This is a genomic window from Streptomyces sp. NPDC085937, from assembly GCF_044540535.1.
Taxonomy (GTDB): domain Bacteria; phylum Actinomycetota; class Actinomycetes; order Streptomycetales; family Streptomycetaceae; genus Streptomyces.
Window position 1 is genome coordinate 34677 of the sequence record NZ_JBITSH010000002.1, and the last position, 19375, is coordinate 54051.

Genomic DNA, 19375 nt, shown 5'->3' on the forward strand with positions numbered 1-19375 from the left:
CGGATGCCCGTCCCCGCCGCCGTCGATCCCCGGCTCCTGCGTGCCTTCGTCACGGTCGCCGAGGAGCTGCACTTCACCCGGGCCGCCGCGCGCCTGTACATCGCCCAGCAGGCGCTCAGCCGGGACGTACGGCGCCTGGAGCGGGACCTGGGCTGCGAGTTGTTCGTCCGCAGCACCCGCCGGGTGACGCTCACCGCCGACGGCGAACGCCTCCTGCCGTACGCCCGCGCGGTGCTCCAGGCGCAGGACGACCTGCTCGCCGCCGCCGGACGGAGCCGCCCGCTGCTGGTGGACCTCAACTCGCCGGGTCTGGAGACCCACCGCGAGGTGCTGCACCGGGCCCGGGAGCGGGCCGCGGGTCACGAACTGATGGCCCGCTACGAGAGTGGGCTGACCTGGGCGGCCGGTGAGCTGCTGGCGGGACGGATCGACGTGTCGTTCGGCCGGTTCGCGGGGCTGGCGCCCGCGCTGCGCACCGGGCTGGAGCAGCAGCCCGTGCGCTACGAGCCGATGGCCGTGGTGCTGCCCGAGGACCACGCGCTGGCGGAGCTGCCCGAGGTGCCGCTGGCCGCGCTGGCGGGTGAGACGGTGTACGCGGGTGCGGGCAACCCCCGCACCCTGGAGTGGACGGACCTGGCACGCCTGCTGTTCGACGGTCGGGGGATCACGCTCGCACCGCCCGCTCCGTTGGCGGTGGGGGAGGAGGAGTTCCGGCGGATCATGGACCGGACGCGGAATCCGATCCTCGCGGTGGTGAGTTTTCCGCCACTTCCCGGGACGGTTTCGCGGCCTCTGGTGGCGCCGGTGCCGCTTTCGCCCGTGTCGCTCGTGTGGCGAAAAGGAATGATCCATCCCGCTTTGACCGAACTGTGCCGTTCCGCGGCTGAAGTCGCAGTCGAACGTGGCTGGTTGCGACGCCCCGAGGACTCCTGGCTGCCCGAAACCGACGCCGCTGTCATGGGAGCGCACCCAATGTCTCGCTGCTGACACAAAAGGTCTCCCTGCAAACACACAACCTCCGCGTGCGCTACATTCGATGCTTCGAGCACGGTGTGATAAACGGGGCGCTCGGAGCGGGTGGGGGCCCGGTCCGCCGACGGGTGCTCGGGTCGTACGCGCGCCGATGGTTCCGTTTGGGGGGAAGTGCGAGCGCGTGGACAAGTGGCGAGAAGACGCCCAACCGGGGCGGCCGCAATCGGCTGACGCCGCGCGGCGGTTCGCGGAAGGGGACGAGGACGCCCGTGAGACACGGGTGCTCCCCCTGTCGGGAAGACCGGCCGAACCCGGCGTGAGAGACGGCGCGGACGGCCTCCGCGCCGGTTCCGGTTCCCTGGACGAGCGCTGGGCCCGCCTCGGCGTGTTCCCGTCCGGGAACGGCATGGACGACGACCGGACGCAGATACTGCCCCCGTCAGGCACCGACGACAGGACCCAGATGCTGCCCCCGCCCGGCACCGAAGACAGGACCCAGGTGCTGCCCGACACGGGCGGCCGGCCCACACCGTCCGGCGGCGGGGACGGCTTCAGCGCCTTCGGCGGGACGCCACGGCCCGCCGGGAGCCGGGCCGACGACGCCTACGACTCCGAGCGCACCACCGCCCTGCGCGTCCCGCGCCCGCCCGCCTCCCCCGCCGGTCCTGCGGTCCCCGCGGACACCGGCACCACCGTCCGCGACCCGTGGCAGGAGGACGCCGGCGCCGACGCCACCCACGACCCGCACGAGGTGACGGTCCAGCTCGACGCCGTGCAGATCGGTGCCGGCGGTGTACTGAGCCGGACGCCCGGTGCGGGCGCGGCCCCGGAGGCGGCCCCCGTCTTCGTCGACGAGTCGGGCCGCCGCAACCGGCTCTACCGCCGCATCGGCCTGGCCGTCGGCCTCGCCTGCGCGGGCTACGCCGTCGTCATGGTCGCCACCCTGCTGTCCGGCAACTCCGACGCCCCCTGGATGCCCGTCCCGGGGCAGGAGGACAAGCCGGCCGAGCAGGTCGAGACCACGCCGAAGCCCTCGGCGGCCGACCCCACGCCCAGCGCCGGCACCAGCCTCCAGCCGGGCAGCGGCGCCCCGAGCCTCGGCGCCTCCGACGTGCCCACGCCCGGCGCCTCCGCCCCCGTGGCGGGCGGCACCGGCGGCACGGTGAAGCAGCCGGACGGGGGCGCCCCGGCGACCACGCCGGCCGGCCGCGCCAGCTCCCAGCCGGCCACCGGCGGCACCGGCGGCGGCGCCACCACCAACACGCCCCCGGCGGGCGGCGGCGGTACCACCACGCAGCCCTCCGACCCGGTCACCACGGAGGCACCTCCTCCCGACCCCACCGCCACCACGGGCGGCGGCGGCGAGGCCGGCGGCACCGACAACCTCGCCGCTCCCCCCGCCGACCAGCCGGTCGCCGCCGAACCCGCCGCGGGCGCCGACGCCGCCCCCGCCGCCGCACAGTCCCCGGAGAACGTCCTCTGATGGCATCCCCGTCCCACCGCCGCCGGGCCGCCCGCCCGTCCCGGCGCGGCGCACTGCGCCGCCGTGTACCGCTGCGCCTGCTGCTCCCGCTGCTGGTCCTCGTCGCCCTCGCCGCCATGCTGATGCTGCGCGGCTACGTGCACAGCGAGATCCTCGCCGACCACCGGGTGCAGGACCCCGCCCCGACCACCCAGGTCCCCGAGGAGATACTCGAGGGCGGCCCGGTCATAGACGTCCGCAACGGCAAGGCCACGTCCCTGAGCGTGCCCGACCACCGGCTGGTGCTCACCTTCGACGACGGCCCGGACCCCACCTGGACGCCGAAGGTGCTCGACGTGCTGAAGAAGCATGACGCGCACGCCGTCTTCTTCGTCACCGGCACCATGGCCTCCCGCTACCCGGACCTGGTCCAGCGCATGGTGGACGAGGGCCACGAGATCGGCCTGCACACCTTCAACCACCCCGACCTGTCGCTCCAGTCCAAGAAGCGCATCGACTGGGAGCTGTCGCAGAACCAGCTCGCCCTCACCGGCGCGGCCGGCATCCGCACCTCGCTGTTCCGTCCGCCGTACTCCTCCCACGCCGACGCCATGGACAACGCGTCCTGGCCGGTCACCGAGTACATCGGCAGCCGCGGCTACCTCACCGTCGTCAACAACACCGACAGCGAGGACTGGAAGCGGCCCGGCGTCGACGAGATCATCCGCCGCGCCACACCGGAGAACGGCCAGGGCGCCATCGTCCTCATGCACGACTCCGGCGGCGACCGCAGCCAGACCGTGGCCGCGCTCGACACGTTCCTGCCCGGACTGAAGGACCAGGGTTACGAGTTCGACAACCTGACCGAGGCACTGGACGCGCCCAGCGCGCACAGCCCGGTCACCGGACCCGACCTCTGGAAGGGCAAGGCCTGGATCTTCCTGGTGCAGGCCTCCGAGAAGATCACCGGCGTGCTGGTGGTCGGCCTGGCCGTCATCGGCACCCTGGTCATCGCCCGCTTCGTGCTGATGCTGCTGCTGTCCGGCGCCCACGCCCGCCGGGTGCGCCGCAAGGGCTTCCGCTGGGGCCCGACGGTCACCGAACCGGTGACCGTGCTGGTCCCGGCGTACAACGAGGCCAAGTGCATCGAGAACACCGTCAACTCCCTGATGGCCAGCGATCATCCGATCGAGGTGCTGGTCATCGACGACGGGTCCACCGACGGCACCGCCCGCATCGTCGAGGCGATGGGCCTGCCCAACGTCCGGGTCATCCGCCAGCTCAACGCGGGCAAGCCCGCCGCCCTCAACCGGGGCCTGGCCAACGCCCGCTACGACATCGTCGTGATGATGGACGGCGACACGGTCTTCGAGCCGTCCACCGTCCGTGAGCTCGTCCAGCCCTTCGGCGACCCGCGGGTCGGCGCCGTGGCCGGCAACGCGAAGGTCGGCAACAAGGACAGCCTCATCGGCGCCTGGCAGCACATCGAGTACGTGATGGGCTTCAACCTGGACCGCCGCATGTACGACATCCTGCGCTGCATGCCGACCATCCCGGGTGCCGTGGGCGCCTTCCGGAAGTCGGCGCTGGAGCCGATCGGCGGCATGAGCGAGGACACGCTCGCCGAGGACACCGACGTCACCATGGCGCTGCACCGCGCCGGCTGGCGCGTGGTCTACGCGGAGAACGCCCGCGCCTGGACCGAGGCCCCGGAGACCGTGCAGCAGCTCTGGTCGCAGCGCTACCGCTGGTCGTACGGCACCATGCAGGCCATCTGGAAGCACCGCCGGGCCCTCATCGACAAGGGTCCCTCGGGCCGCTTCGGCCGCGTGGGCCTGCCCTTCGTCTCCCTGTTCATGATCGTGGCCCCGCTGCTGGCCCCGCTGATCGACGTCTTCCTGCTCTACGGCCTGGTCTTCGGCCCGACCCAGCAGACGATCCTCGCGTGGCTGGGCGTGCTGGCCATCCAGGCGGTCTGCGCCGCGTACGCGTTCCGGCTGGACAAGGAACGCATGACCCACCTGATCTCGCTGCCGCTGCAGCAGATCCTCTACCGCCAGCTCATGTACGTCGTGCTGCTCCAGTCCTGGATCACCGCGCTCACCGGCGGCCGGCTGCGCTGGCAGAAGCTGCGCCGCACCGGTGTGGTCGGCGCGCCCGTGAACGGAGCCGTGCCGAGCGGGCAGGCGCCCAGCGACGACCGGAGGCCGGTGGCATGACGCACGGTTACCCGACCGGCACCGGTCCGGTCCCGCAGGAACCGGCCGGCCCCTACGGCCCGCCGTACGGTGGGCAGGTGGGCGTGGCGGCGCAGTCGCCGTACCCGTTCCCCCAGCAGCACGTCACCGAGCCGGCCGCGGAACCGGAACCGGAGTCCGCGGCGGAGCCGGCCCCGAAGAAGCCGGGCCGGGACCGGTATCTGGACCTGCTGCGGTCCGTCGCCCTGGTCCGCGTCGTCGTCTACCACCTCTTCGGGTGGGCCTGGCTGACGGTGCTGTTCCCGTCCATGGGCGTGATGTTCGCGCTGGCGGGCTCGCTGATGGCGCGGTCCCTGAAGCGGCCCGCGTGGAGCGTGATCCGGTCGCGGGTCCGCCGCCTGCTGCCGCCGATGTGGATCTTCGCCGCCGTGGCGCTGACGCTGCTGTTCGCCAGCGGCTGGAACCCCGGGGACGACCCCGACCAGGGCGGCGGGTCCTGGGGCCTGGTGAAGCTGTTCAACTACCTCGTCCCGATCGGCGCCCCGCCGTACCCCGTCGAGGCCGGGGACCTGGGGCCGCTGACCGGCGGCACCTGGGCGGACGACGGGGTGGGCCCGCTGTGGTACCTGCGCGCCTACCTGTGGTTCGTCCTCGCCTCCCCGCTGTTGCTGTGGGCGTTCCGCCGGGCCCCCTGGCCGACGCTGCTCGCCCCGCTCGGCCTGACGGCCGTCGTCGGCTCCGGGCTGGTCACCATTCCCGGCGAGACCGGCAACGCGGTCACCGACTTCGCGGTCTACGGCTCCTGCTGGGTGCTGGGCTTCGCCCACCACGACGGCATGCTCAAGCAGGTGCCGCGCTACATCTCGGTGTCCTGCGCGGCCCTGGTGATGGCGTTCGGACTGTGGTGGGCCTCCGGCCACCTCGGCGACGAGGGCTGGGACCTCAACAACATCCCGCTCGCGCAGGCCGCGTGGTCGTTCGGGTTCGTGGTGATCCTGCTCCAGTACTCGCCCTCGTGGCAGGAGCTGCCGGGGCGGCTGGCCAACTGGGACAAGCTGGTGACCCTGTCCAACAACCGGGCCGTCACCATCTACCTGTGGCACAACCTGCTGATCGCGCTCACCTTCCCGATCGTCGACCTGCTGTACAAGCTGCCGTTCATGCAGAGCGAGCGGGGGGCGGAGGCCCTCAACAGCACGTACGAGCTGTGGGCGTTCGCGTTCATCTGGCCGCTCATCGGTCTGGTGGTCGTCGCGACCGGCTGGGTCGAGGACCTCGCCGCGAAGCGCCGCCCGCGGCTTTGGCCGAACGGCGCGAAGGACAAGCGCGCCGAGACCGCCGGCCGGACGCGCCGCCGTTGATGTCACGGGCCGCCCCGGCCGCGCCTTTCGCGCCGGGGCGGCCCGTGCCAGACTGCCCCCTGTTGCTGAAGTGAACGGTGGGCCAGGGGGCGCAGGCGGATGAGCAAGCGGCAGACACAGAAGATGCTGCAACTGATGGCGAGCGGGGAGCCGGTGGAGCTCACCAGTCCCATGGCATCCGTGAAGAAACTCGCCCGACTCGCCTTCGTCGCCCAGCAGTTCGGCTACGAGTACGCCGACGTCCGGCAGGGCGGCGGGAACAACAGCCAGCTGAAGATGCTGATCGTGCCCGACCCCGGCCCGCAGGCCCAGGCCCGCGCCGCGCAGAACTGGGCGCAGTACCCCAACGCCGGCGACGGGGTGTCCGTGCCGCCGCTCGTGCCGGACGCCTTCGAACTGCTCAAGGCCCGCATCAACTTCGACCTCACCGGCAAGAGCGCCGAGAAGCGGATCGGCTACGGCGCCCTCGGTGTCTCCGTCGGCAGCGTCATCATCGCCTACCGGCTCGGCGGCACCTCGGACGACTTCGTCATCGCGGCCGTGATCTGGCTGGCCCTCATGGCGATCCTGGGCGTCGGCTTCGTCGTCACCCGCAAGCGCAACGCCAAGTTCGCGGCGCGGCTCCAGGCGGCCGGCTTCGCCCCGGTGACCGACGAGACGGGCCGGGTGCGTTACCTGCCCCCGGGGGGTGGGATGCCGGGCCACGGCAACCCCTTCGGGGCCGGCCCCTACGGGCCGTACGGGGCGCCGGCCCAGGGTGCCCCGGTCCCGCAGCAGCCGGCTCCGGGCCACCCTCAGCAGCCCCCGGCGTACGGTCAGCCGTTTCCGCAGCAGCAGCAGCAGCCTGCCCCGGGCTACGCCCAGCAGCCTCCCGCCCACCAGCCGGGCCCCTACGGCAGCCAGCAGCCCGGCCCTTACGGCCAGCCCGGCCCGTACGGTGCCCCGCAGCAGGCTCCCGGCCCCTACGGCGCCCCGCAGCAGCAGCCCGGCCCCTACGGGCAGCCCCCGCAGCACTGACCCCCCGCAGCACTGACCCCTCACGGCGCCCCCGGTGACCGGTGACGGGCACCTCTCACCCCGCCCCCGGCGGGGGTGAGAGCAACGTTCCCTGCCGGTCACCGCGTGCCACAGGCCGGAAACGCTCCCTCCCTACCTTCGGGACCAGCCCTCGCGGCACCGCCGCGCCCCGGAGAGCAGTGGAGGCCTCATGACAGCCCGCAGCGGCCGTTGGATCCAGCAGTGGGACCCGGAGGACGAGACCTTCTGGAGCCGCACCGGCGAACGGATCGCCCGCCGCAATCTCCTCTTCTCCGTGCTGTCCGAGCACATCGGCTTCTCCATCTGGACCATGTGGTCCGTGCTGGTGCTCTTCATGGGCCCGGAGTACGGGCTGACCCCGGCCGACAAGTTCCTGCTGACGTCGATGGTCACGCTGGTCGGCGCCGTCGTCCGGGTCCCGTACACCTTCGCCGTCGCGGTGTTCGGCGGGCGGAACTGGACGATCGTCTCCGCGGGCCTGCTGCTCGTGCCCACCGTCGCCGCGTTCACGGTGATGGAGCCGGGCACCTCCTTCTCCACCTTCCTGCTGGTCGGCCTGCTGGCCGGCATCGGCGGCGGCAACTTCGCCTCCTCCATGACCAACATCAACGCCTTCTTCCCGCTGCGGAAGAAGGGTTGGGCGCTCGGGCTGAACGCCGGCGGCGGCAACATCGGCGTGCCCGTCATCCAACTGGTCACCCTCGCGATCATCGGCGCGGGCGGCGGACCGCGGGTACTGCTCGGCCTCTACATCCCGCTGATCGTCCTCGCCGCCGTGCTCGCGGCCCTCTGCATGGACAACCTGGCCTCGGTGAAGAACGACACCGGCGCCGCGAAGGATGCCGCGCGCGACCCGCACACCTGGATCATGTCGTTCCTCTACATCGGCACGTTCGGCTCGTTCATCGGCTACAGCTTCGCCTTCGGACAGGTGCTGCAGAACCAGTTCGGCCGCACCCCGCTGGAGGCCGCGTACGTCACCTTCGTCGGTCCGCTGCTGGGCTCGCTGATCCGGCCGCTGGGCGGCCGGCTCGCCGACCGCTACGGCGGCGCGCGCATCACCCTGTGGAACTTCGTCGCCATGGGCGCCGCGACCGCCGTGCTGATCGCCGCCTCCATGGCGCAGTCGCTGGCGCTGTTCACCGTCGCCTTCGTGGGGCTGTTCGTGCTGACCGGCCTCGGCAACGGGTCGACGTACAAGATGATCCCCGGCATCTTCCAGGCCAAGGCCCAGGCCCTGGGGCTCGCGGGGGAGGAGGCGGCCGCGTACGGGCGGCGGCTGTCCGGCGCCTCCATGGGGCTGATCGGAGCGGTGGGCGCGCTCGGCGGTGTCGGCATCAACCTCGCCTTCCGCCAGTCCTTCCTCTCCTACGGCTCGGGCACCGGCGCGTTCGTCGCGTTCCTCGCCTGCTACGCGGTCTGTTTCGCGGTCACCTGGGCGGTATACCTTCGCCGGCCCGCCGCCCGCCCGGCCGGGACGGACACCGCCCCGCAGGAGAAGCCGCAGCTCAGCTACGCCGAGGTCTGACGGACGGTGACGTAACACTGGTGACATGAAGCCGAACCGAGCCTGTCATGGATCATTGACAGGCTCGCTCGGCACGGACGTGGAGCCGCACCTCCGTGAGGACGCCGACTCGAGCCGGGACGAGAGCCATGGACGACGAACGAGAGCAGTCACCCGACCACGGGCCCCTCGCGGGCTTCACCGTGGGCGTGACGGCGGCGCGCCGTGCCGACGAGCTGGGCGCGCTGCTGGAGCGCCGCGGTGCCGCCGTGCTGCACGCCCCCGCCCTGCGGATCGTGCCGCTCTCCGACGACAGTGAACTGCTGGCCGCGACGAAGGACATCATCGGGCAGGCCCCGGACATCGCGGTCGCCACCACCGCCATCGGGTTCCGCGGCTGGGTGGAGGCGGCCGACGGCTGGGGGCTCGGCGAGGACCTGCTGGAACGGCTGCGGGGGGTGCGGATCCTGGCGCGCGGCCCCAAGGTGAAGGGCGCGATCCGGGCCGCCGGGCTGACCGAGGAGTGGTCGCCGGCGTCGGAGTCGATGGCGGAGGTGCTGGACCGGCTCCTCGAGGAGGGCGTGGACGGGCTGCGCATCGCCGTGCAGCTGCACGGCGAGCCGCTGCCCGGGTTCGTGGAGTCGCTGCGGGCCGGGGGAGCGGAGGTGGTGGGCGTGCCGGTCTACCGGTGGCTGCCGCCGGAGGACATCGGCCCGGTCGACCGCCTGATCGACGCGGCCGTCGCCCGCACCCTGGACGCGGTCACCTTCACCAGCGCGCCCGCGGCCGCCTCGCTGCTCTCCCGTGCCGGGGAACGCGGCCTGTCGGACGACCTGCTGGCCGCCCTCGGCCACGACGTGCTGCCCGCCTGCGTGGGACCGGTCACCGCCCTGCCGCTCCAGGCCCGGGGCGTCGACACCGTGCAGCCCGAACGCTTCCGGCTGGGCCCGCTGGTCCAGCTGCTCTGCCGCGAACTGCCGTCCCGCGCCCGCACCCTGCCCGTCGCCGGGCACCGGATGGAGATCCGGGGGCACGCGGTCCTGGTGGACGGCGCGCTGCGGCCCGTACCGCCGGCCGGGATGTCCCTGCTGCGGGCGCTGTCCCGCCGGCCCGGATGGGTGGTCTCCCGCGCGGAACTGCTGCGCGCGCTGCCGGGCGCGGGCCGCGACGAGCACGCGGTGGAGACCGCGATGGCCCGCCTGCGCACCGCCCTGGGCGCCCCGAAGCTGATCCAGACGGTCGTGAAGCGCGGCTACCGCCTTGCCCTCGACCCGGCGGCGGACACCAAGTACGACACGGCGGGCTGACCCGGGCCGTCAGCCGTCCCGGCGGCCCTCCGCCAGGTCCCGGACCGTGCGCTCCAGGCGTTTCCTCCGGGTCTCGGGCGTCGCTGCCCGGAGCAGGGGGAGCAGGGCCAGGTAGCGGGCCGTGCGGTCCAGCGCGTCGAACGCCGTGCGGGCCTCCGGGTTCGCGGCGAGGGCCTCGGCCAGGTCGTCCGGGACCTTCGCCGTCCCCTGCGAGGCGTACGCCCGGTCCCAGCGGCCGTCCTCCTGGGCCCGCCGGACCTCGGCGAGTCCGGGTTCCCGCATCCGGCCCTCCGCCGCGAGCGCCGCGACCTTCTCCACGTTCACCCGCGACCACAGGCTCCGCGGCCGACGCGGCCCGTACTTCTGCAGGTAGTGCCGGTCGTCCAGGCGCCGGCGCTGTCCGGAGATCCAGCCCCAGCACAGGCCCACGTCGACCAGCTCGTCCTCGGTGACCGAGGCGATCCCCGACGCCTTCTTCGCCACCTTGACCCACACCCCCTCGCGCCGGGTGTGGTGCTCGGCCAGCCACGCCTCGAAGGCCGCCGCGTCCGGGAACGCGCGGACCTCCACCCCGTCGATCTCCTCCATGTGGGAAGGCTAAGCCGAAAGCTCGCGGCGGGAGGGGTTCCGGGGGCCCGGACGGGCGGGCACTGTGGGGGGAGAACGGTTTCCCGGATCGCGCACCGGCCCCCACGCGCGCGGGGCCCCTAGGCGGTGGCAGCACATGGCACTGGGTACGGTCACGGCGTCCTACGAGCTGAGGTTCGACACCGGGCGGGTCTGCCTGGACCTGCTCGCGACCACCCATCCCGAGGAACGGCTCGACTCCGTCGACGCGCTGTGCGCCTGGATCACCGGCGCGGGACTCGTCCCGGCGGGCACCGGACTCGCCCACGCCGACCCGGGCTGGCTCGCCGCGTTCCGCGAACTGCGCGCGCACCTGGTCCCGTTGGTCCGCGCCCCCGGCAGCCCTTCGTACGCCCCCGCGCTCACCCGGGTCAACGAACTCGCGCGCGCCGCACCGCCGGCGCCCCGCGCGGTGCCCGGCGCGGACGGGACCCTGGTGCGCCGGCTGGACGGCCCGCCCGGCCGGGACGCGCTGCTCGGGGCGGTCGCGCGGGACGCGGTGGACCTGCTGACCGACCCGGCGGCCCGCGCGAGCCTGCGGCAGTGCGAGGGCGACAACTGCCCCATCGTCTACGTCGACACCTCCCGCGGTCGCCGGCGCCGCTGGTGTTCCAGCGACGTCTGCGGCAACCGCGAGCGCGTGGCCCGGCACCGCCGTCGCGCGGCGGCCCTCACCCGCGCCTGAGCACCGGCGCCCGATTGAACTCCCTCATCCCGTTCGCGGTTTTCGCGCACCGAGGATGCCGGAACTTGCTCAAGTGATCTACGTCACGCGGCTGTTGGTCCCCGATGGCCGTCCCCCTGGCGACCCCTCGCCCGTCGTGTGTCGGAAATGTGAAGAGGAAGCGGGGGGAATGTGCGTTCATGTCCCGGTCGTCGTGACGTCCCGCAGAAAACTGCCGTCTCTCTTTGAACACCCCACCCGCTTCCTGCGTACCGGTTGTCGAGCGACCGACTGGGGGATCCCCCGGACACCGGAGGTGGGCGTGCGCAAGGATGCGGCCGTGGCCAATGAACGTGGGACGAGGGCCCGACATCGCATGTCTTCACAGCCCTCGGAACCTGACGAGGAGCTGATGCGTGCGCTGTACCGCGAGCACGCAGGACCCCTGCTGGCCTACGTCCTCAGGCTGGTCGCCGGAGACCGGCAGCGCGCCGAGGACGTCGTCCAGGAAACGCTCATCCGTGCCTGGAAGAACGCCGGTCAGCTCAATCGGGCGACCGGTTCGGTACGCCCCTGGCTGGTGACGGTCGCCCGGCGCATCGTCATCGACGGCCACCGCAGCCGGCAGGCCCGGCCGCAGGAGGTCGATCCGTCGCCGCTGGAGGTCATCCCCGCGGAGGACGAGATCGACAAGGCGCTGTGGCTGATGACGCTGTCGGACGCACTCGACGACCTGACCCCGGCCCACCGGGAGGTCCTCGTCGAGACCTACTTCAAGGGGCGTACCGTCAATGAGGCGGCCCAGACACTCGGCATACCGAGCGGCACCGTACGCTCCCGGGTGTTCTACGCCCTGCGGTCGATGAAGCTGGCTCTGGAGGAGCGGGGGGTGACGGCGTGATGAGTGTGTACGGGGGAAACCAGGGATTCGGCACGGGCGGGACGGGTATGTCTGGTGCCATGGAGGGATCACCGGTGCCGAACGAGCACGAGACCGTCGGTGCCTACGCCCTCGGGATCCTCGACGACGCCGAAGCCACTGCCTTCGAGGCGCACTTGGCGACGTGCGAGTGGTGCGCCCAGCAGCTTGACGAACTCGCCGGCATGGAACCGATGCTGGCCGCGCTCGCGGACCTGCCCGAGGCCGCCGGCTCGCCCGCGATCGGTGAGTCGCTGTCCGCGAAGCCCTCGCCGCGCGTCGTGGAGAAACTGGTCGACGAGGTGGCCGAGCGCCGTGCGCGCAAGCGCCGCCGCAACTTCTACATGGTGGCCGCGGCCGGCGCGCTGATCGTCAGCGGCCCGTTCGTGGCCGTCGCCGCCAGCGGCGGGGACAGCGGCAGCGGCGGCGGGGGCGGCACCAACCGCACGCTCGCGGCCAACCCGGCGAAGGACCTCTTCGACAAGAGCTCCGAGAAGATCACGGCGACCGACCCCGGCACCGGGGTGACCGCCACCGTGGCCCTGGAGAACAAGCTCTGGGGCACCGAGATCGTCACCGAGCTGAAGAACGTCAAGGGTGACCAGAAGTGCTCGCTCATCGCCGTCGGCAAGAACGGCGAGCGTGAGACGGTGAACTCCTGGTCGGTCACCGGCGAGGGTTACGGACTGCCCGACGCCACCACCGACAAGGGCAAGCTGCCGCTGTACGTCCAGGGCGGCGCCGCCTTCGAGCGCAACGAGATCGACCACTTCGAGATCGCGAACTTCGACGGCGAGACGCTCGTGGAGGTCGACGCGTAGCCTCACGGGGCCCCCTTCGCGTACGGTTGACGGCTGCCCAGCACGTCAGAAGGGGGCCCGGTGGCCGCTCAGGCTCAACAGGAATCCGCGGTCGACCCGGATCACGACTCCGGTCGCGACCGGGAGATCCGTGTGGAACAGGAACACCTGGACCGGGTGTACCGCCGGCTCGAGGAGAAGATCTCCGAGGCCGAGTTCCTCATGCGCGACGCCGCCCAGCGCGGCCACGTCGGCACGCCCGGCGCCCTCGCCGAACGGGACGCCCAGGTCTTCCGGGCCGGCGTCCACCTCAACCGGCTGCACAACGAGTACGAGGACTTCCTCTTCGGCCGGATCGACCTGCTGCTCGGCAAGGACGGCAAGAAGGGCCCGGACGGCGCTTACACCGCCGTCGAGCCCGCCGAGGGCGCCGTCCGGCCCGACAACACCGCCGACATCGCCGAGACCCTGCACATCGGCCGGATCGGCGTCCTCGACGAGGACTACGCCCCGCTGGTCATCGACTGGCGGGCGCCCGCCGCGGCCCCCTTCTACCGCTCCACGCCGGTCGACCCCGGCCGGGTCGTGCGGCGCCGGGTGATCCGCTCCAAGGGGCGGCAGGTGCGCAGCGTCGAGGACGACCTGATGCGCCCCGAGCTGACGGCGTCCCTCGACGGCCGCGAGCTGGCCGTGATCGGCGACGGTGCCCTGATGGCCGCACTCGGGCAGGCCCGTACCCACTCCATGCGGGACATCGTGGCGTCCATCCAGGCCGAACAGGACCTGGTGATCCGCGCGCCCGCGGCCTCCGTCACCTATGTGGAGGGCGGCCCCGGCACCGGCAAGACCGCCGTCGCCCTGCACCGCGCGGCCTACCTGCTCTACCAGGACCGGCGGCGGTACGCGGGCGGCATCCTGATCGTCTCCCCGACCCCGCTGCTGGTCGCCTACACCGAGGGCGTGCTGCCGTCCCTCGGCGAGGAGGGCCAGGTCGCCATCCGCGCCATCGGCTCCCTCGTCGACGGCGCCGAGGCCACGGTGTACGACTCCCCGTCGGTGGCCCGGATCAAGGGCTCCTCCCGCATGCTCAAGGTGCTGCGGAAGGCCGCGCGCGGCGCCCTGGAGCGGCAGGACGCGCCCCAGCGGCTGCGGGTCGTCGCCTTCGGACGGCGGCTGGAGCTGGAGGCGGAGGAGCTGGCGGAGGTCCGCCGCACCGCCCTCGGCGGCACCGCACCGGTCAACCTGCTGCGCCCCCGCGCCCGCAAGCTGCTCCTCGACGCCCTGTGGGAGCGCTCCGGCGCCGGGAACCGGCACACCGACCCGGAACTCGCCGCCGAGCTGCGCTCCTCCTTCGACGAGGACATCACCTCCGAGGACGACTTCGTGGCCTTCCTGGACGCCTGGTGGCCCGAGCTGACCCCGGCCGCCGTCCTGGACGCCATGGCCGACGAGCGGCGCCTCGGCCGCTGGGCCCGGCGCGTGCTGAACCCGGGGGAGGTGCGCAAGGTGGCGCGCGCCCTGAAGCGGGACGGGCGCTCCGTGCACGACATCGCGCTGCTGGACGAGCTCCAGGCGATCCTGGGCGCTCCCGCGCGCCCCCGCAAGAAGCGTGAGATCGACCCGCTGGACCAGCTCACCGGCCTGGAGGAGCTGATGCCGGTGCGCGAGGAGACCCAGCGCGAGCGGGCCGAGCGGCTGGCCCAGGAGCGCGTGGAGTACGCGCACGTCATCGTCGACGAGGCGCAGGACCTCACCCCGATGCAGTGGCGCATGGTCGGCCGCCGCGGCCGGCACGCCACCTGGACGGTCGTCGGCGACCCGGCCCAGTCCTCCTGGTCCGACCCCGACGAGGCCGCACAGGCCCGCGACGAGGCCCTGGGCACCCGTCCGCGCCGCCGCTTCGAGCTCACCGTGAACTACCGCAACCCGGCGGAGATCGCCGAGCTGGCGTCCAGGGTCCTCGCCCTCGCCATGCCGGGCTCCGAGGCGCCCCGGGCGGTGCGTTCCACCGGGGTCGAGCCGCGCTTCGCCGTGGTCCGGGACACGCTGGGCGACACCGTGCGGGCGGAGGCCGCCCGGCTGCTCGAGCGGGTGGACGGCACCGTCGGCGTGGTCGTCGCCATGCAGCGGCGCGAGGAGGCCCGGCGCTGGCTGGACGGGCTCGGCGACCGCGTGGTGGCGCTCGGCAGCCTGGAGGCCAAGGGCCTGGAGTACGACGCGACGGTCGTGGTCTCCCCGGCGGAGATCGCCGACGAGTCCCCGGCGGGGCTGCGCGTGCTGTACGTCGCCCTGACGCGTGCCACGCAGCAGCTCACCGTGGTGTCGGCGGACCGCGACGTACCGGACGCCGGCGGGGTCCCCGACCTGCTGCGGGACTGACCGGTGAGGGGCGCGGAGGGGGTGCGGGAAATATCCCCGGGTCATGGGAATGGCCTCAGGCGATCCGTTTGTTAGCCTGGACGTGGCACCGGCCCGATCCAAGCCCCCGGGCCCAACCTTAGTCGCTTCGAGCGACCACTTGCCGCGAGGCGAGCATGGCGGGTCGGTGTCACAAGCGTCTGAGAGGCCCACGTCACGACAGTGACGTGGGCCTCTTTTGCTGCCCGGCCGTCTCTCGTATGGTGGAACTCGTTTTCCGGTTGACGACAGAGTCCGGTGAACAAAACGTCCGCAATCCCAGGCGGCTACCACGTACCCGGTGGTAGGTGCGACGATCGGACGGCACGATTCGCGACACGGTTGAAAAGCAGAGGAACGGCCATGGCAACGGCGCCCAGCGTCTCCTACTCGATGACCATCCGGCTGGAGGTGCCCGCGGGAGGAACCGCGGTGTCCCAGCTCACCGGGGCCGTCGAGTCCCACGGAGGCTCGGTGACCGGCCTCGACGTGACGGCGTCGGGCCACGAGCGGCTCCGCATCGACGTCACCATCGCGGCCACGTCCACCGCCCACGCCGACGAGATCGTCGAGCAGCTGCGCCGAATCGAGGGTGTCACCCTCGGCAAGGTCTCCGACCGTACGTTCCTGATGCACCTCGGCGGCAAGATCGAGATGGCGTCGAAGCACCCCATCCGCAACCGTGACGACCTGTCCATGGTCTACACCCCCGGCGTGGCCCGGGTCTGCATGGCGATCGCCGAGAACCCCGAGGACGCCCGCCGCCTCACCATCAAGCGCAACTCCGTTGCGGTCGTGACGGACGGCTCCGCCGTGCTGGGCCTGGGCAACATCGGCCCCAAGGCCGCCCTGCCGGTGATGGAGGGCAAGGCCGCCCTGTTCAAGCGGTTCGCCGGCATCGACGCCTGGCCCCTGTGCCTGGACACCCAGGACACCGACGCGATCGTGGAGATCGTGAAGGCGATCGCCCCCGGCTTCGCCGGCATCAACCTGGAGGACATCTCGGCGCCCCGCTGCTTCGAGATCGAGGCCCGGCTGCGCGAGGCCCTCGACATCCCCGTCTTCCACGACGACCAGCACGGCACCGCGATCGTCGTGCTCGCCGCCCTGACCAACGCCCTGCGCGTGACCGGCAAGACCATCGAGAGCATCCGGGTCGTCATGTCCGGCGCCGGCGCGGCCGGCACGGCCATCCTGAAGCTGCTGCTGGCCGCCGGCGTGAAGAACGCCGTGGTCGCCGACATCCACGGGGTGGTGCACGCCGGCCGCGAGGACCTGGTCGACGCCGTCCCCGGTTCCGCCCTGCGCTGGATCGCCGACAACACCAACCCGGAGAACCTCACCGGCACGCTGAAGGAGGCCGTGCGCGGCGCGGACGTCTTCATCGGCGTCTCCGCCCCCAACGTCCTCGGTGCCGAGGACGTCGCGGCGATGGCCGAGGGCGCGATCGTGTTCGCGCTCGCGAACCCCGACCCCGAGGTGGACCCGGCAATCGCCCGCCAGACGGCGGCCGTTGTGGCCACCGGCCGCTCGGACTTCCCCAACCAGATCAACAACGTGCTGGTGTTCCCGGGTGTCTTCCGCGGCCTGCTGGACGCGCAGTCCCGCACCGTCAACACGGAGATGATGCTGGCCGCCGCGCAGGCCCTGGCCGACGTGGTCACCGAGGACGAGCTGAACCCGAACTACATCATCCCCAGCGTCTTCAACGAGAAGGTCGCGGGCGCGGTCGCCGGCGCGGTCCGGGACGCCGCCAAGGCCGCCGGGGCCTGACCTCCGGGGCCCGACCTCCGCGGCGGTCCGCACGCTGTGAGGATCGCCACCAGGTTTGAACCGGCGCGTCGCGGAAACCGTAGTCCCGGCCGCCCTCTAGGGTGGGCGGCCGGGACCGGGCTCCGGCCCCTGCTGTCCGCTGCCGGAAGCGGACGGAGCGTCACCGTGCGGAGGCCGTGGCGCTCTTCGTGTGACTCCCTCGGGTGTTCTCACGACTCCTGCGGGTGCCGGATTGGCATTACCGCCGCAGGTAGAGGCAGGATGCGTCCCTGGGCGCGAGGGTCCGACGAAGGACCCGGGTCCGGGGACTCACCGAGGAACCTGGCAGCATCGGCTTTCGCCGTGCCCGACATGCGGCTCCGCCGCGTGGCACGCCTCAACGGCAAGAAGAACACGGGAGTAAGAACATGAACCGCAGTGAGCTGGTGGCCGCGCTGGCCGACCGCGCCGAGGTGACCCGCAAGGACGCCGACGCCGTGCTGGCCGCGTTCGCCGACGTCGTCGGCGACATCGTCTCCAAGGGCGACGAGAAGGTCACCATCCCCGGCTTCCTGACCTTCGAGCGCACCCACCGCGCTGCGCGCACCGCGCGCAACCCGCAGACCGGTGAGCCGATCCAGATCCCCGCGGGTTACAGCGTGAAGGTGTCGGCGGGCTCGAAGCTCAAGGAAGCGGCCAAGGGCAAGTAAGGCGCCTGCGCGCCTGCGCGCTGCAACGCCGTTCGGCTGAGTGCCCCCGGGCGGGTGCCGGTCCGACGTGGCTTGTCGCGCAGTTCCCCGCGCCCCTGCGGGGGCGCCGGCGTGAACGTCGATGGGGCGGTCACCCTTTTCGGGTGGCCGCCCCATCGGCGTTCGGGGGACGGGGTCAGCCGAGGGCCTTGCCCGGGAGTTCCACCTTCGCGCCCAGCTCGGAGAGCTTCTCCATGAAGTTCTCGTAGCCGCGGTTGATCAGGCCGATCCCGTGGACGCGGGAGGTGCCCTGGGCGGCCAGGGCCGCGATCAGGTACGAGAAGCCGCCGCGCAGGTCGGGGATCTCGAGGTCCGCGCCCTGGAGTCTCGTCGGGCCCGAGACGACCGCCGAGTGCAGGAAGTTGCGCTGGCCGAAGCGGCAGTTCGAGCCGCCCAGGCACTCGCGGTACAGCTGGATGTGTGCGCCCATCTGGTTGAGCGCGGAGGTGAAGCCGAGGCGGGACTCGTAGACCGTCTCGTGGATGATGGACAGCCCCGTGGCCTGCGTCAGCGCCACCACCAGCGGCTGCTGCCAGTCGGTCTGGAAACCGGGGTGCACGTCGGTCTCCAGCGCGATGGACTTCAACTGTCCGCCGGGATGCCAGAAGCGGATGCCCTCGTCGTCGATCTCGAAGGCGCCGCCGACCTTGCGGTAGGTGTTGAGGAACGTCATCATCGAGCGCTGCTGCGCGCCGTGGACGTAGATGTTGCCCTCGGTGGCGAGCGCGGCGGACGCCCAGGAGGCGGCCTCCAGACGGTCCGGCAGGGCGCGGTGGGTGTAGCCGCCGAGCTTGTCCACACCGGTGATGCGGATCGTCCGGTCGGTGTCCATCGCGATGATGGCGCCCATCTTCTGCAGGACACAGATCAGGTCCTCGATCTCCGGCTCCACCGCCGCGTTGGAGAGCTCGGTGACGCCCTCCGCGAGGACCGCCGTGAGCAGCACCTGCTCGGTCGCGCCGACGGACGGGTACGGCAGGGCGATCTTGGTGCCGCGCAGCCGCTGCGGGGCCTCCAGGTACTGGCCGTCCGCCCGCTTCTCGATCCGCGCGCCGAACTGCCGCAGCACGTCGAAGTGGAAGTCGATGGGGCGTCCGCCGATGTCGCAGCCGCCGAGGCCGGGGATGAACGCGTGCCCGAGCCGGTGCAGCAGCGGGCCGCAGAACAGGATCGGGATCCGCGAGGAACCGGCGTGGGCATCGATGTCAGCGACGTTGGCGCTCTCCACGTACGTGGGATCGAGCACCAGTTCGCCGGGCTCGTCACCCGGACGGACCGTCACACCGTGCAGCTGCAGCAGGCCCCGGACGACCCGGACGTCACGGATGTCCGGAACGTTGCGCAGCCGGCTCGGTGAGCTGCCCAGCAGTGCGGCCACCATGGCCTTCGGTACGAGGTTCTTCGCACCGCGGACCCGGATCTCGCCCTCCAGCGGGGTTCCGCCGTGGACAAGCAGTACGTCATCGACGTCGTTGACGGTCATGAATCTCGCGTTCCGTGGAGTGGGGCAGGGGCCAGAAGGGAAAGGGTAATCGCCCTGTACCCCCCTTCTGTAAGCCCAAGGAGCCCTTGGGCACGTCATGGGTCTGTCACAACACGAACCGTTCCGCGACGGCCACGGG

At 72.2% G+C, this 19375-nt stretch carries 15 protein-coding genes; 13 read left to right on the forward strand and 2 right to left on the reverse strand.

Annotated elements, in window-relative coordinates; all coding sequences use genetic code 11:
• Positions 1 to 3 precede the first annotated feature (3 nt).
• The 7 genes from ACIF8S_RS03670 to ACIF8S_RS03700 all read left to right on the forward strand — a co-directional run bounded on the left by ACIF8S_RS03670 (position 4) and on the right by ACIF8S_RS03700 (position 9845).
• Positions 4 to 987 carry a LysR family transcriptional regulator gene (locus ACIF8S_RS03670; RefSeq protein ID WP_399997101.1) on the forward strand — a complete coding sequence of 328 codons (984 nt, stop codon included), beginning with the start codon at positions 4 to 6 and terminating at the stop codon, positions 985 to 987.
• 301 nt (positions 988 to 1288) lie between these two features.
• Positions 1289 to 2455 carry a hypothetical protein gene (locus ACIF8S_RS03675; RefSeq protein WP_399997102.1) on the forward strand — a complete coding sequence of 389 codons (1167 nt, stop codon included), beginning with the start codon at positions 1289 to 1291 and terminating at the stop codon, positions 2453 to 2455.
• Positions 2455 to 4653, forward strand: coding sequence for a polysaccharide deacetylase family protein (locus tag ACIF8S_RS03680; protein ID WP_399997103.1), 2199 nt, complete (start codon positions 2455 to 2457; stop codon positions 4651 to 4653). Before ACIF8S_RS03675 ends, ACIF8S_RS03680 begins: the two co-directional genes overlap by 1 nt.
• A complete protein-coding gene (locus ACIF8S_RS03685; protein WP_399997105.1) occupies positions 4650 to 5993 on the forward strand; it encodes an acyltransferase in 1344 nt (447 codons plus the stop codon). The genes ACIF8S_RS03680 and ACIF8S_RS03685 overlap by 4 nt, the downstream gene beginning before the upstream one ends.
• A gap of 99 nt (positions 5994 to 6092) precedes the next feature.
• Entirely contained in the window at positions 6093 to 7010 is a 918-nt protein-coding gene (locus ACIF8S_RS03690; RefSeq protein WP_399997106.1) for a hypothetical protein, read from the forward strand.
• A gap of 190 nt (positions 7011 to 7200) precedes the next feature.
• A complete protein-coding gene (locus tag ACIF8S_RS03695; protein ID WP_399997107.1) occupies positions 7201 to 8559 on the forward strand; it encodes a nitrate/nitrite transporter in 1359 nt (452 codons plus the stop codon).
• Positions 8560 to 8687: 128 nt separating this feature from the next.
• Positions 8688 to 9845, forward strand: coding sequence for a uroporphyrinogen-III synthase (locus ACIF8S_RS03700; RefSeq protein WP_399997109.1), 1158 nt, complete (start codon positions 8688 to 8690; stop codon positions 9843 to 9845).
• Between the two features lie 9 nt (positions 9846 to 9854).
• On the opposite strand, the gene ACIF8S_RS03705 is transcribed toward ACIF8S_RS03700, so the two are convergent.
• The gene (locus ACIF8S_RS03705) at positions 9855 to 10433 is read right to left on the reverse strand and encodes a YdeI family protein (protein ID WP_399997110.1); all 579 of its coding nucleotides are present in this window, start codon (positions 10431 to 10433) and stop codon (positions 9855 to 9857) included.
• A 136-nt stretch (positions 10434 to 10569) separates the two neighbouring features.
• Here ACIF8S_RS03705 and ACIF8S_RS03710 point away from each other — a divergent pair, with 136 nt between their 5' ends.
• From ACIF8S_RS03710 to ACIF8S_RS03735, 6 genes are all read left to right on the forward strand, one after another.
• A complete protein-coding gene (locus ACIF8S_RS03710; protein ID WP_399997111.1) occupies positions 10570 to 11157 on the forward strand; it encodes a CGNR zinc finger domain-containing protein in 588 nt (195 codons plus the stop codon).
• A 295-nt stretch (positions 11158 to 11452) separates the two neighbouring features.
• The gene (locus ACIF8S_RS03715; protein WP_078492847.1) at positions 11453 to 12037 is read left to right on the forward strand and encodes a sigma-70 family RNA polymerase sigma factor; all 585 of its coding nucleotides are present in this window, start codon (positions 11453 to 11455) and stop codon (positions 12035 to 12037) included.
• A 74-nt stretch (positions 12038 to 12111) separates the two neighbouring features.
• Complete coding sequence (locus ACIF8S_RS03720; protein WP_399997113.1) at positions 12112 to 12876, forward strand: zf-HC2 domain-containing protein; 765 nt, start codon at positions 12112 to 12114, stop codon at positions 12874 to 12876.
• 60 nt (positions 12877 to 12936) lie between these two features.
• On the forward strand, positions 12937 to 15234 hold the full coding sequence (locus ACIF8S_RS03725) for a HelD family protein (protein ID WP_399997114.1): 2298 nt from the start codon (positions 12937 to 12939) through the stop codon (positions 15232 to 15234).
• A 381-nt stretch (positions 15235 to 15615) separates the two neighbouring features.
• A complete protein-coding gene (locus ACIF8S_RS03730; RefSeq protein ID WP_024885349.1) occupies positions 15616 to 17025 on the forward strand; it encodes an NAD-dependent malic enzyme in 1410 nt (469 codons plus the stop codon).
• A gap of 407 nt (positions 17026 to 17432) precedes the next feature.
• Positions 17433 to 17714 carry an HU family DNA-binding protein gene (locus ACIF8S_RS03735; protein ID WP_003990598.1) on the forward strand — a complete coding sequence of 94 codons (282 nt, stop codon included), beginning with the start codon at positions 17433 to 17435 and terminating at the stop codon, positions 17712 to 17714.
• Positions 17715 to 17889: 175 nt separating this feature from the next.
• Here the strand turns inward: ACIF8S_RS03735 and murA are convergent, their stop codons facing one another.
• Positions 17890 to 19236, reverse strand: a complete 1347-nt coding sequence (gene murA, locus ACIF8S_RS03740; RefSeq protein WP_145827526.1) for a UDP-N-acetylglucosamine 1-carboxyvinyltransferase — start codon at positions 19234 to 19236, stop codon at positions 17890 to 17892.
• Positions 19237 to 19375 lie beyond the last annotated feature (139 nt).